This is a genomic window from Streptomyces sp. (assembly GCF_035563135.1).
In the GTDB taxonomy this organism is placed as follows: domain Bacteria; phylum Actinomycetota; class Actinomycetes; order Streptomycetales; family Streptomycetaceae; genus Streptomyces.
The window spans coordinates 1-12890 of record NZ_DATMVN010000421.1; the positions used below are offsets into that span (position 1 = coordinate 1).

A 12890-nucleotide genomic window follows, 5' to 3' on the forward strand; every position below is an offset into this window, starting at 1 on the left:
GGTCCGGGCGCTCTCGCGAGAGCGGGCCTCCGCGCGGTTCGGGCTCCCGGACGCCGCCTGAGCCACCCGGAGGATACGCACGCGGCCGGAGTCGGTGTCAGCTGAGCCGGCCGCGGCGGACGGCTCCTGCGCCCGCCTCGAAGCGGGAGCGGGCGCCGAGGCGGACCATGGGGCCGGCCACTGCTCCACTGCTCCACTGCTCCACGAGAGGGGTGAACCGCTTCAGCACCTCGGAGGCGTTGCGGGGCGCGGCCCCCTCCGAGGGAAGGCGCGACGCGGCTCGGCTGCGCCCCGCCCTCTTCCGGTGCGGCGCGGCCGCGCGGCGCATGCCGCACGCAAAACACCCTCCTGATCGCGTTTCCGCAGATCAGGAGGGTGTGAGAGCGGTAGCGGAGGGATTTGAACCCTCGGTGAGTTTCCCCACACTCGCTTTCGAGGCGAGCTCCTTCGGCCGCTCGGACACGCTACCGAGAGAGAGCTTAGACCATGCCGGGCCCTGGTCCGAAATCCGATTCCCGAGGACGGCCCGGAGCGTGCGCGGGGCGCGCTCAGCGCTCCCGGAAGAACGCCGTCAGCAGGTCCGCGCACAGGTCCTCCAGGACACCGTGGATCACCTCGGGGCGGTGGTTGAGCCTGCGGTCGCGTACGACGTCCCAGAGCGAACCCGCGGCACCGGCCTTCTCGTCGCGTGCCCCGTAGACGACCCGGCCGATCCGGGACTGGACGAGCGCGCCCGCGCACATCGTGCAGGGCTCCAGGGTGACGACCAGGGTGCAGCCGGTCAGCCGCCAGGAGCCGAGAGCGGCGGCGGCGCGGCGCAGGGCGAGCACCTCGGCGTGCGCCGTCGGGTCGTTGCCCGTCTCGCGCTCGTTGTGACCGGTGGCGATCAGGGCGCCGTCCGGGCCCAGGACAACGGCGCCGACCGGCACATCGCCGGCCGACGCCGCCTGCGCGGCCTCGTCCAGGGCCCGGCGCATGGATGCCCGCCAGGGGTCCCGAACGGGATCGGACGGAGGCGGTGAGGAGGGGGTGGAGGGTGGTGCGTTCACCCGCGGACCCTAACGGACGGCCTCCAGGACCTCGGCCGCTCCCAGGGCGTCCGCGATCTCCGCCAGCGCGTCGGTGCGCAGGCCCAGCAGATCCTTCTCGGACAGCCCGAGGTCGGCGAGGACCCCGAGATCTCCGAGCGGCCCCGCCGGCACGGCGCCGGGGTCGTCGTCATCCGGATCGGGTTCGGTGGCAGCGACGCCGACGCCGCCGGCATCGGGCTGGGATTCTTCCGGTTCACCGTCCTCCGTACCTTCGAGGTCCACGAGCTCCTCGAGTGCGGCGATCTCGTCGTCGGCCCCCGGTTCGCGGCCGAGCAGTTCATCGGTGAGCAGGATCTCCCCGTACGAGGAGCGGGCGGCCGCGGACGCGTCCGAGACGTAGATACGGGGGTCCTCCTCACCGTCCACCCGGACGACGCCGAACCAGGCGTCCTCCTGCTCGATGTAGACCAGGACCGTGTCCTCGTCCACCGAGGCCTCACGGGCCAGATCCGTCAGGTCGGACAGGGTTTCCACATCGTCGAGCTCTGTATCGCTCGCTTCCCACCCGTCTTCGGTGCGCGCGAGCAGTGCGGCGAAGTACACCGTGACTCTCCCACTGGTCATAGGTGAATCGGTCCGACGGGAGGGCAGACGGTCATCCGGCTGCTCTGGGCCCCGCCCAATCGGCATCGTGGCAGAAACGAGCGCGATGCGAGACCTCTTCGACCGTTGCGTCGGCCATCAGTTGTTCCGAGGGCATCCGAGCCGAGGGTGCTCACGCGGCTCGTCCGGGGGCGCCCCGCCCGCCCGGGAGCGGCCCTCACCAGCGGAATGTACGCATCCGCATCTGTTGGCGCATACGGGCCGCGCGGGCCCGGCGCGGCTGGACCCGGTCGCGCAGCTGCTTCGCCTCGTGGAGCTCACGGAGGAACTGCGCCCTGCGTCTCCGGCGCGCCGCGTCACTCTCCTGCGCGTCGGGCACGTTCTCCCGCGCGTCGGGCAGGCCGCGCACGTCGCGTCCCGCCTGCCGCTGATTCCGCTGCTCCCCGTCGGGCACTCGACACACCACCCCAAGCCTGGGTACGTACGTCCCCACCTTCCCCCCGAACAGGTGCTTGATGCCAGCGCGGACCGGCGGGAAGCCCGTCCGGGGCCCGGTTACTGTTGACGGCATGCGGATCCACGTCGTCGACCACCCGCTGGTGGCGCACAAACTCACCACGCTGCGCGACAAGCGCACCGACTCCCCGACCTTCCGGCGGCTCGCCGACGAGCTGGTCACCCTCCTCGCGTACGAGGCCACCAGGGATGTGCGGACCGAGCAGGTCGACATCGAGACCCCGGTGACGCCCACGACCGGTGTGAAGCTGTCGCATCCGCGCCCCCTGGTCGTCCCGATCCTGCGCGCCGGTCTCGGCATGCTGGACGGCATGGTGCGACTGCTGCCGACCGCCGAGGTCGGCTTCCTGGGCATGATCCGCAACGAGGAGACGCTCCAGGCGGAGACGTACGCCACGCGGATGCCCGAGGACCTCTCCGGCCGTCAGGTCTACGTCCTGGACCCGATGCTGGCCACCGGCGGCACGCTCGTCGCGGCCATCCGGGAGCTGATCAAGCGCGGTGCGGACGACGTCACCGCGGTCGTGCTGCTCGCGGCGCCCGAGGGCGTCGAGGTGATGGAGCGCGAGCTGGCCGGTACGCCGGTCACGGTGGTCACGGCCTCGGTCGACGAGCGGCTCAACGAGCACGGCTACATCGTGCCGGGACTCGGCGACGCCGGTGACCGGATGTACGGCACCGCCGGCTGACCCCCGGCGAGCCCCCGGCCGGCCAGGCTCACCGGTCCGTCCCCCGCCGCCTCAGCAGGAGGACGGTGCCGGGGACGGCTTCGTCAGGGCGGTGAGCGCCGTCGCCGCCGCCGCGGGGGTGCTGAAGGCCTTGAACTTCGTACCGATGATCAGATCGACGTCCGCGGTCCTGCGGGCGTCGGTCTTCTGCGTGGCCCCCGGCAGCTGGGTCGTGAGCACCGGGAAGGGGCCGTTCACGGCCGTCGGGCCGCCGAGCAGCATGCCGGTGCCGGGCACCTTCTTGTCGTACGCGGCCGGGGCGTTGTCCACCTTGCCGATGGCGAAGCCGCGCTTCTTGAGCTCGGCCGCGGCGGCCTTGGCCAGCCCGCTGCGGGGCGTCGCGTTGTAGATGTTGACCTTGATGGCGGCCGGTTTCGGGAGCGCCTTCACGGGCGCCGGGGCGCTCGGGGAGGGGCAGGTCTTCGGGCGGTCGGCCGCGTTGGCCTGTTTGTTCCCGCCGGTGAAGACGTCGATGATCTGGAGCGTGCCCCAACCGGCCAGGCCGAGGGCCACCACGGCGGCGGTGACCGAAAGGACCAGCTTGCGGCGATGGCGGGGGCGGCGCATGCGGGGGAACGTGTTACCCGTGATGCGGTACTTTCCGCCCATGCCGGGAGGGGTCAGCATGCTCATGGCCGCAGCGTAGTGCGAGCTGGTGATGATGCCTACTAAATGATCAACCTATGGCACCCGTACGTGCATAAAAGCACTCGAAAGGCCCGAAATGCGCCATGGGTGGGAGTGGCGGGCTCAGCCCAGTTCGAGCACGCGGGCGTGCAGTACCTGGCGCTGCTGCAGGGCGGCGCGCACGGCGCGGTGCAGCCCGTCCTCGAGGTAGAGGTCGCCCTGCCACTTGACGACGTGGGCGAACAGGTCGCCGTAGAACGTGGAGTCCTCGGCGAGCAGGGTCTCGAGGTCCAGCTGGCCCTTGGTGGTCACCAGCTGGTCCAGGCGGACCGGACGCGGCGCGACATCCGCCCACTGTCGGGTGCTTTCCCGGCCGTGGTCGGGATATGGCCGCCCATTTCCGATGCGCTTGAAGATCACACGGAAAGCCTACCGGGCAAGGGCCTCGCGGCGCAGCCAAGGGACAGGACTGGGGTGGCTTCCATAACGGTATGAAACACATCGAAGCGCCGCATGGGCTGTCATGCCGGTGAGGCATGTCCGTGCGTGCGCCCTGGTGGCTGCGCGGTGACGGCGCGGCAGCCGCTCGATGGCGGTCCGGTGGCGCCTCGGCGTGTCACCCCGCAGGCGGGCGACGGCGCGCCCGCGGGGTGCGGTACCTGTCGGGTACTACTCGGTGACGCCGTGGGCGTGACCCTTGCGTGGGCCGCCGTCGCTGCGGGGCTCCCCGGTGGCGGACGCGGCGGGGACCGGGCGGGACAGCGAGCCCAGGTCGTGGGCGTAGGTGCCCACCGCGTCGGCGATCACGTCGATGTTGGTGTCGAAGTGCCCCATGTCGATGTTGTCCAGATCGTCGCAGGCGGCGTGGTAGCAGGGGTCGTACGCGACACCGGCCGTTCCGCCGTACGTCGCGGCCTGCGCGGCCGTCTTGATTCCCTCGGCACCCGTGTACGTACCGCCGGACGGGATGCCGACCTCGATGAACGGCCCGTAGTCGGAGCGTCCGGAGAAGTCCGTGCCGGTGTGCGGCTTGCCCTCGCTGTCCAGGAACGCGTTGATGTCACGCTCCAGTTGGGCGGACCCCTCGGGGCCCGGCCCCTCGCCCACGCCGTCGGAGTCGTCACCGTCGAAGACGAACTGCACGCCGTTCGGAGAGGCGATCATGTCGAAGTTGAGGTAGAGCGCGATCTTCGCGCGTTGTGCCTCGGAGAGCTTCGCCACGTACGCCTCCGAGCCCAGCAGGCCGTACTCCTCCGCCGACCACCACGCGAACCGCACCTTGTTGGCGGGTTTCCGGTCCGACTCGGCCAGCTCCAGGGCGACTTCGAGGAGCCCGGCGGAACCGGACGCGTTGTCGTTGATGCCGGGGCCGTCGGTGACCGAGTCGAGGTGAGCCCCGAGCACGACCGTCTTCGCGTCGTCACCGCCGCGGGTCTCGGCGACGACGTTGCGGGTGGTCCGCTCCTCCCGGAACTCGCGGATCTCGAGGGAGACCTCCACGTCGCCCTTCGCCAGGTCCGCGACGAGCCCCTTGCCTTCGTCCTGGGTGATCCCACCGGTGGGGATCTTTCCCGCCTCGGCTCCGCCCAGGGTGCCGGAGAGGACCCCTTCGGTGTTGTTGTAGATCACCGCGGCCACCGCGCCCGCCGTCGCGGCGGCCGCCTGCTTCTGGGCGAAGGAGCAGCCGCCCCGTTCGATCAGGGCGATCTTTCCGGTGAAACCGGCCGAGGCGTAGTCGGCCGCCTCGCAGCCCGTGGTGCCGTCGGCGGGGACGGCGGCGAGAGCCGCCGTGATCCCGCCCTCCTCGGTGGAGGCGGTGTAGGTCATCGCCCTGATCGAGATGTCACGGGGGGCGGGGGAGATCACGGAGAACCTCTCGGCGAGGGCCTCGGTGTACAGGAAGTCGAACGCCTCGTAGCCGACCTGGTATCCGGCTTTCCGGAGCAGCCGGTGGACATATGCGGCGGAGGCGTCGTGGCCGGGCGAACCGGCCGCGCGGTGGCCGTCCGCGGACCTGGCTATGGCCTGGAACCGCTCCAGATGCCGGTACGCGTCCTTGGCGGAGGAACGTTCGACCAGGTGCCGGGAGAGTTCGGCGGCGTCACCGGCCGGGTCCTGCGAGGAGGTGTGTCCGCGGCCCGTGGACGCGGCGAGGAGGAGGGGTACGGACAGAGCGGTGGCGGCCACGACAGCCACGGCTCTGAGACGAGTTGCGTGCACTGGGGTCCTTCCGGGTGAACGGATATCGGGGAGTGGCCGGCGAGCCGGCGGGTGTCTGTGAGCAGCCGGGGCCGTTCACTGGTCGGGTGCGGTCGGGTGCGGTCGGGTGCGGTTGCCCGGAGCGGGCCGCTGTCCTGTCTGCGGCCTTCGCCTGGTGTTCGTGCGACCGCACCTCGGCGAGCGGGCCGGGGCCGGTGATGCCGGCCACCGAACGGTGCGGGCCCACTTCGCCGTAAGCCCCGGCGGCCTCCCGCCGGCCCGTCGGCCGTACGCCGGACTGTCCGCCCAGCCGTTCGTCCGTGTCGGACTCCCGGGCGATCCGGTCGGCGCGGGCCTTGCCGTTGTCGCTCTCGGTCATGCATCCGATGATCGCGAGGGAGGCCGGGTTCGGCGACTCGGTACGACGTGAGTGCGGCGCCGTGATCACCCGGGGCCCCGGCGTCCCCGGCATTCCTGATGTCCCTGGCACCCCCGGCGTTCCCGGTGTCCCCGGCGTCTCCGGCGTCTCAGGTGTTCCCGGCGTCTCCGTGTTCCCGGCGTCTCCGGTGTTCCCGGAGGGTGCCGGGGCCGGCCGGTCCGCCCGTATCCGCAGGTAGCGGGCCTCCGGTGAGCTGAGCGTGCGGGCCGCCGCCCGCCGATAGGCCGCGCGTGCCGCCTCGTGGTCCCCGGCCCCGTCCAGCAGATGGGCCCGTACGGCGTCCAGCCGGTGGTGGCCCGCCAGCCGGTCCTCCAGGGCCGTCACGGCTGCCGGTCCGGCCCGGGGGCCCCGCACCATGGCGAGGGCCACCACCCGGCTCAGTCCCGCCATCGGGTCATCGGGTGTGCGGCGCACGAGGAGGTCGTATGGCCGGGCAGCCCCCGGGCCGGCCACTGCCGGGACACGGCGATCAGCGCTTCCTGCACGGCGTCCTCCGCCGTGTCGAAGTGGCCGTAGCGGCGTACGAGCGCGCCGAGGTCCTGCGGCGCGTGGTGGCGCAGCAGGTCCTCGACACCGGTCGGTCCAGCGTTCACACGGCCTCTTCTCCGGAAGCGCGCGTGCCCTGTCCGGCAGCGGCCGGGGGTTCGCCGGAGCCGTCCTCGATCGGCCGGATCAGCACCGGATGGACGGGGGCGCCCTCCGGCTGCGGACACTCCTGGATGCGCGCGGCGATCTCGGTGACCCTGTCCAGACTCGCGCAGTCGAGCACCCAGTACCCGGCGAGCTGTTCCTCGGTCTCCCCGTAGGGACCGTCCGTGACCACCGGCCGGCCGTCCGCGCCCGGCATCACCGCGCGGGTCCGTGCGGGTTCGGTCAGGCCCTGGCCGTCGACCATCTCGCCCGACTCGGCCAGATCGTTGTTGAGGGCTTCCATGAAGGCGAACATCGCCTGCATGTCCTTCTCACTCCAGGCCGGGCTCCCGGCCGACGGCTTGCCGCTCATGGCCTCGTAGTCGGCCTGCGAGCCCTGAACCATCACGAGGTACTTCATGGTGTCGCTCCTCGGCTTCTCGGTCGCCGTCCCCTGTGGGCAACTCTCACAGGGGACGTCGAAGCCTGCGACTCGTCCTCGACACCACGCGGGGTCTTTTCCGAAATCACTCCGCCGCACGGGCCGGGAAGCAGCCCCCGTAGAGTTCGGCTGCGCCGTCCCGCCGACCCCGAGGTACCGCTGTGTCCCCCGCATCACCCCCGCCCGCCGTCCCGGCGCCCGCGTCCGCCGTGAGTGTCGTGGGAATCGGTGCCGACGGCTGGGCCGGCCTGCCGGACACCGCACGCGCGGTGCTCCTGGACGCGGAGGTCCTGATCGGCGGTGAGCGCCAGCTGGGGCTGCTCCCGCCGGAGTGCGCGGGCCGGCGCGTCTCCTGGCCCTCGCCCCTGCGGCCCGCCGTACGCGGTCTGCTCGCCGCGCACGCGGGGAGCAGGACCGCCGTGCTGGCCAGTGGTGACCCCATGTTCTACGGCATCGGCCGGGCCCTCACCGAGGAGCTGGGCGCCGGAGCGCTCCGTGTGCTGCCGCACCCGTCCTCGGTGTCGTACGCCTGCGCCCGGCTCGGCTGGCCGGTGGAGGACACCGAGACCGTCACCCTCGTCGGCCGCCCCACGGCCCGGCTGGCCGGCGCGCTGTACGACGGGCGCCGGCTGCTGGTGCTCTCCGCGGACGCCGCCACGCCCGCCGCCGTGGCCGCCCTGCTGCGGGACCACGGCTTCGGACCCAGCCGGATGCGGGTGCTCGAACAGCTCGGCGGCACGGCCGAGGACTGCCTGGACGGGCTCGCCGGCACCTGGGAGCATCCGCCCGGGGACCCGCTCAACGTCATCGCGGTGGACTGCCGGAGCGACCCGGGCGCCCTGCGCCTCGGAGCCGTGCCCGGGCTCCCCGACGAGGCGTACGAGCACGACGGCCAGCTCACCAAGCGCCATGTCCGGGCGGCCACGCTCGGTGTGCTCGCCCCCGCCCCCGGCGAGCTCCTGTGGGACGTCGGCGGCGGCTCCGGCTCGATCGCGGCGGAGTGGATGCGGACCCACCCGTCCTGCCGCGCCGTCACCGTGGAACGCGATCCGGTCCGGGCACGGCGCATCGAGCGCAACGCGGACCGGCTCGGCGTCCCCGGGCTGCGCGTGGTCACCGGCCGTGCACCCGATGCCCTGGCCGGACTGCCCGTGCCCGACGCGGTGTTCATCGGCGGCGGGCTGACCGCGCCGGGCCTGCTCGACGCCTGCTGGGACGCGCTGCCCCCGGGCGGCCGGCTGGTCGCCAACACGGTCACGCTGGAGTCCGAGGCGCTGCTCACCGAGTGGTACCGGCGGTTCGGTGGTGACCTGGTCCGCCTCGCGGTGGCCCATGCCGTGCCCGTCGGCGGGTTCACCGGCTGGCGCCAGGCCATGCCCGTCACCCAGTGGTCCGTACAGAAAACCTCGCACGCTCCAGGAGACGACAGATGACCGTGTACTTCATCGGTGCGGGCCCCGGCGCCGCCGACCTGATCACCGTGCGCGGCGCCCGTGTCCTCGCCGCCAGCCCGGTCTGCCTGTACGCGGGCAGTCTGGTGCCGCGCGAACTGCTCGCCGGATGCCCTTCGGACGCGCGGCTCGTGGACACGGCCCGGCTGGACATCGACCAGATCACCGCCGAACTGGTGCGGGCGCACGAGGACGGCCACGATGTGGCCCGGCTGCACTCCGGCGACCCTTCGGTCTTCAGTGCCGTGAACGAGCAGATGCGGCGGCTCGACGAGGCGGGCGTGCCGTACGAGGTGGTGCCCGGGGTCCCCGCCTTCGCAGCCGCCGCGGCGGCGCTCAAGCGGGAGCTGACGGTGCCCACGGTCGGCCAGACGGTGATCCTCACCCGGATCGCCCAGCGGGCCACGGCGATGCCCGAGGGCGAGGACCTGGCCACACTGGGCCGCAGCGGTGCGCTGATCGTGCTGCACCTCGCGGCGCGGTACGTGGACCGGGTGGTCGGCGAACTGCTGCCGCACTACGGGGCCGACTGTCCCGCCGCCGTGGTCGCCATGGCCTCACGCCCGGACGAGATCATCCTGCGCGGCACGCTGGAATCCCTCGCGGAGCAGGTGAAGGCGGCGGGAGTGATCCGGACAGCGGTGATCATGGTCGGCCGGACGCTGGGTGCGGAGCAGTTCCGCGACAGCCACCTGTACTCCCCGGAGCGGGACCGCCACACCTGCTGACGGGCGGGGCGGGAGCGGGACGGAACGGCCGCCGTCCCGCCCCCCCCGCCCGTAGCCGTCCCGCGCCGCTCATCGGGGTTCGCTGCGCCCCACGACGGCCCCTGCCCGGTCGATGCAGATCACATCGACCGCCACGGGTGCTCCCCGCAGCACCGAGAGCGCCTGGTCCCGGGCCGCCACGGCGACCAGGTCGCCCAGCGGCACCCCAGCCGCGGCGCACAGCTGCAGTGCCGCGAGGCCGGTGTTGGCGACCTCGATCTCCGCCGCCAGCTCCTCGCTCGCGCCGCCCTGACGTGCCAGCCGTGCCAGGTAGGGCTTGTCGACCTGGGAGCGGCCCGAGTGCAGGTCCAGGTGCCCGGCGGCCAGCTTGGACAGCTTGGCGAACCCGCCGCAGATCGTCAGCCGCTCCACCGGATGCCGGCGGACGTACTTCAGCACCGCACCCGCGAAGTCCCCCATGTCCAGCAGGGCGATCTCCGGCAGCCCGTACTCGGCGACCACCGTCTTCTCCGAGGTCGAGCCCGTGCACCCCGCGACATGCCGGTGCCCGGCCGCGAGGGCCACGTCCACCCCGCGCCGGATCGAGTCGATCCAGGCCGAGCAGGAGTAGGGCACCACGATGCCTGTGGTGCCCAGGACCGAGAGGCCGCCCAGGATGCCCAGGCGAATGTTCCACGTGAAACGTGCGATCTCCTCGCCGTCGTCCACCGAGACCGTGATCTCGGCGTCTCCGGTGCCACCGTGCTCCGCCGCCACGCGTGCGATGTGGTCCCGCATCATCTGACGCGGCACGGGGTTGATCGCGGGCTCGCCGACATCGAGCGGCAACCCGGGGAGCGTCACCGTCCCCACGCCGGGCCCGGCCCGGAACACCACACCGGACCCCGCCGGCAGCAGCCGTACGGTGGACCGCACCAGCGCGCCGTGCGTGACGTCCGGGTCGTCGCCCGCGTCCTTGACCACGCCGGCCGTGGCCCGTCCGTCGCCGAGCTCCTCCACCGCGAGTGCGAAGGCGGGGGTCTGGCCCCTGGGCAGGGTGATGGTCACCGGGTCGGGGAACTCGCCGGTCAGCAGGGCCGTGTACGCGGCCGTGGCCGCCGCCGTCGCGCAGGCCCCGGTCGTCCATCCCGGCCGCAGACCGGTGTGCTTGAGTTGGGCGGTGCGCCCGCCCTGCGCCTCACTGCTCATGGATGGACCGATCCGATGCCCTTGCACATACTCGTCCTCGGTGGCACGACGGAGGCCCGCCGACTGGCGGAGTCGTTGGCGGCAGCGGACGGGGTCCGGGTGACCAGCTCACTCGCGGGACGCGTCGCCCGGCCGAAGCTGCCGCCCGGCGAGGTGCGCGTCGGCGGCTTCGGCGGAGCCGAGGGCATGGCCGACTGGCTCCGCGGACACCATGTGGATGCGGTCATCGACGCCACCCATCCCTTCGCCGGAACGATCAGTTTCAACGCGGCCTCGGCCGCCGCCGCTGTCCATGTTCCCCTGCTGGCTCTCCGACGGCCCGGCTGGGTGCCCGCCGAGGGCGACCGGTGGCACATCACCGATTCCCTCATGGGCGCGGCGCAGCTGCTGCCGGAGCTGGGATCGCGCGTCTTCCTGACCACGGGACGCATGGGTCTGGCGGCGTTCGCCGCACTGGACCCGCTGTGGTTCCTGGTGCGCTCGGTGGACGCTCCTGACGCCCCGCACCCGGCGCGGATGGAGGTCCTGCTGGACCGGGGGCCGTTCTCCCTGGAGGGCGAACGGGAGCTGATGCGGCGGCACCGCATCGATGTCCTGGTCACGAAGGACAGCGGAGGTGACGCGACCGCCCCCAAGCTCACGGCCGCCCGCGAGGCCGGAATCCCGGTCGTGGTGGTGGCGCGCCCGCCGGTCCCTCCGGGTGTGCCGGCGGCCGGGACGCCGGAGGAGGCCCTTGCCTTGCTGCGGACCCTTCTCCCTTGACGTGGCCCGGGTTGTCAGTGGGCGTCACTAGCGTGGGGACCCACCCACTCACCGGCGTCACGCATAGGCTGTGACGCGACCTCAGGAGCCGTGCATGCAGCCCACGTTCGCCGATTTCTCCGCGACCCCGGCCCGTGTGTCCAACTGCGCTACGACGTACGAGGCGTGTCATGCCGCCTCCTCACACCTGGCGATGAGCGCCGGTGCGAGGGTCGCGCTGGACTTCGAGGTGGACGCCGGGGAACAGATCGGCGAGGTGACGCTCAAGGTGACCGCTCTGGTGTCCAAGCTGGGCCGCTCTCCCGGGTACGCCCCGGTCGACCTGGTGGTCAACCAGCACGTGCTCGCCCGTGGCCTCACGGTCCCCGGCGGCGGTGACCTGCCGCAGGACAACGTGTTCGCCGTGCCGGGACGCCTGCTGCGGCCGGGCACCAACACCCTGGAGGTACGCACGGCGGACGACGCGCGCAGCATGCTCTGGCTCTACCGGGTCACGCTCGACTCCGTCTACGAGCGTGGCCGTTCGGAGCGTGCGATGGCGGCGGAGGCGGCCCGCGACACGGTCTTCGCCTATACGACCGAGCGCCGTGAGCCCTTCACCTCGTCCTGGAGGCCCGGCCCCCGGCTGCTGTTCCACGTCGACCGGGGCGAACAGTCGCTGCCCGCGCAGCTGGGGTGGCGCGGGGCGGACGGCGCGGAGTCGGCGATCAGTTTCCAGTCGAACATGTCCGACTTCCACGGACACCACCGTGCCGCCGACGGCACACTCGCCGAGCTCCGCGGCAGGATCACCGGACGCTGGGCCTTCCCGGAGGGCACCGAGGGCGCACCCGTGCACCGGTTCGAGACGGAGGAGGGGTGGGGCGGCGGCTGGCACACCTCCGGCGAGCTGCGGCTCCTGGTGGACGACGGCTCGGGCCCCGTGGAGCGGGTGACCTGGCGTGACCAGCGGGGCAATTCCGGTGTGGCCGGGCTCCGCATCACCCCGAGCGGCGCGGACGCCTCGTCGGACCTCACCGCGGACGCGTCCGTGTCCGACGTGAGTGACGAGTACACGGCTGCCGGGGAGATCGCGGACCACCTGCTCCACGCCTCGCAGGAGAAGTGGCTGGCGGGCGATGACCGGGCCTGGGTGGAATTCGAGTTCAAGCGTCCCGTCGCCCTCACCTCGTACACCCTGACCTCGGCCGACGACTTCCCGCAGCGCGATCCCCGGGACTGGCTGCTCCACGGCTCGACGGACGGTGAACACTGGACCCGGCTGGACTCCCGGTCGGGGGAGGGTTTCACCGAGCGCTTCGAGGCCAGGACGTTCCGGATCGGCGGGGCCCCGGCCGCCCCGTTCACCCGCTACCGCCTCGACATCACCGGCAACGGGGGCGCGGACGAGATACAGCTTTCCGGCGTGGGGTTCACCGGTGTCGGGCCGGCCGGCTTCAGCGGTTACTACCAGCGGTACGACGAGGGCCCCATCGGCTACCGGGGGACGGCCGTCACCGTGCCGGAGAGCCCCGCCGACCCTGCGGCGGAGGCGGAAAGGGCGGAG

General features: G+C 72.5%; 15 protein-coding genes, 1 tRNA gene and 1 pseudogene. 5 read left to right on the forward strand and 12 right to left on the reverse strand.

Features of this window, described 5'->3' with window-relative positions; genetic code table 11:
- Positions 1-97: 97 nt before the first annotated feature.
- From VN520_RS18380 to VN520_RS18400, 5 genes are all read right to left on the reverse strand, one after another.
- Positions 98-328: a hypothetical protein gene (locus tag VN520_RS18380; RefSeq protein WP_325748006.1), complete on the reverse strand. Its 231-nt coding sequence runs from the start codon at positions 326-328 to the stop codon at positions 98-100.
- Between the two features lie 56 nt (positions 329-384).
- Positions 385-469, reverse strand: a tRNA-Ser gene (locus VN520_RS18385).
- Between the two features lie 79 nt (positions 470-548).
- Positions 549-977: a tRNA adenosine(34) deaminase TadA gene (tadA, locus tag VN520_RS18390; RefSeq protein ID WP_325748016.1), complete on the reverse strand. Its 429-nt coding sequence runs from the start codon at positions 975-977 to the stop codon at positions 549-551.
- 81 nt (positions 978-1058) lie between these two features.
- Positions 1059-1634, reverse strand: coding sequence for a hypothetical protein (locus VN520_RS18395; protein WP_325748017.1), 576 nt, complete (start codon positions 1632-1634; stop codon positions 1059-1061).
- 217 nt (positions 1635-1851) lie between these two features.
- Positions 1852-2088, reverse strand: coding sequence for a hypothetical protein (locus VN520_RS18400; RefSeq protein ID WP_414719884.1), 237 nt, complete (start codon positions 2086-2088; stop codon positions 1852-1854).
- A 115-nt stretch (positions 2089-2203) separates the two neighbouring features.
- On the opposite strand from VN520_RS18400, the gene upp reads away from it, so the two are divergent.
- Positions 2204-2839 (forward strand): uracil phosphoribosyltransferase, encoded by a 636-nt coding sequence (upp, locus tag VN520_RS18405; protein ID WP_325748007.1) that lies wholly within the window; start codon positions 2204-2206, stop codon positions 2837-2839.
- 51 nt (positions 2840-2890) lie between these two features.
- Here the strand turns inward: upp and VN520_RS18410 are convergent, their stop codons facing one another.
- From VN520_RS18410 to VN520_RS18440, 6 genes and pseudogenes are all read right to left on the reverse strand, one after another.
- A complete protein-coding gene (locus VN520_RS18410) occupies positions 2891-3487 on the reverse strand; it encodes a LytR C-terminal domain-containing protein (RefSeq protein WP_325748019.1) in 597 nt (198 codons plus the stop codon).
- A gap of 141 nt (positions 3488-3628) precedes the next feature.
- Positions 3629-3925 (reverse strand): type II toxin-antitoxin system VapB family antitoxin, encoded by a 297-nt coding sequence (locus VN520_RS18415; protein ID WP_003955420.1) that lies wholly within the window; start codon positions 3923-3925, stop codon positions 3629-3631.
- A gap of 249 nt (positions 3926-4174) precedes the next feature.
- Positions 4175-5725 carry a M20/M25/M40 family metallo-hydrolase gene (locus tag VN520_RS18420; RefSeq protein ID WP_325748008.1) on the reverse strand — a complete coding sequence of 517 codons (1551 nt, stop codon included), beginning with the start codon at positions 5723-5725 and terminating at the stop codon, positions 4175-4177.
- On the reverse strand, positions 5607-6557 hold the full coding sequence (locus VN520_RS39660) for a hypothetical protein (protein WP_414719885.1): 951 nt from the start codon (positions 6555-6557) through the stop codon (positions 5607-5609). Before VN520_RS39660 ends, VN520_RS18420 begins: the two co-directional genes overlap by 119 nt.
- A 17-nt stretch (positions 6558-6574) precedes the next feature.
- A pseudogene (locus VN520_RS18435) lies at positions 6575-6736 on the reverse strand (RNA polymerase sigma factor); the annotation flags it as partial.
- Entirely contained in the window at positions 6733-7194 is a 462-nt protein-coding gene (locus VN520_RS18440) for a YciI family protein (protein WP_325748010.1), read from the reverse strand. The gene VN520_RS18440 and the pseudogene VN520_RS18435, both read right to left, overlap by 4 nt.
- A 182-nt stretch (positions 7195-7376) precedes the next feature.
- On the opposite strand from VN520_RS18440, the gene cbiE reads away from it, so the two are divergent.
- Positions 7377-8648, forward strand: a complete 1272-nt coding sequence (gene cbiE / locus VN520_RS18445) for a precorrin-6y C5,15-methyltransferase (decarboxylating) subunit CbiE (RefSeq protein ID WP_325748011.1) — start codon at positions 7377-7379, stop codon at positions 8646-8648.
- Positions 8645-9394: a precorrin-4 C(11)-methyltransferase gene (gene cobM / locus VN520_RS18450; protein ID WP_325748012.1), complete on the forward strand. Its 750-nt coding sequence runs from the start codon at positions 8645-8647 to the stop codon at positions 9392-9394. The genes cbiE and cobM overlap by 4 nt, the downstream gene beginning before the upstream one ends.
- A gap of 69 nt (positions 9395-9463) precedes the next feature.
- Here the strand turns inward: cobM and VN520_RS18455 are convergent, their stop codons facing one another.
- Complete coding sequence (locus VN520_RS18455) at positions 9464-10582, reverse strand: cobalt-precorrin-5B (C(1))-methyltransferase (RefSeq protein WP_325748013.1); 1119 nt, start codon at positions 10580-10582, stop codon at positions 9464-9466.
- Positions 10583-10597: 15 nt separating this feature from the next.
- Here VN520_RS18455 and VN520_RS18460 point away from each other — a divergent pair, with 15 nt between their 5' ends.
- Together VN520_RS18460 and VN520_RS18465 are read left to right on the forward strand one after the other, a co-directional pair.
- Positions 10598-11344, forward strand: a complete 747-nt coding sequence (locus tag VN520_RS18460; RefSeq protein WP_325748014.1) for a cobalt-precorrin-6A reductase — start codon at positions 10598-10600, stop codon at positions 11342-11344.
- A 94-nt stretch (positions 11345-11438) separates the two neighbouring features.
- Positions 11439-12890: alpha-1,2-mannosidase (locus VN520_RS18465; RefSeq protein WP_325748015.1), on the forward strand; the 1452-nt coding region annotated here is incomplete at its 3' end.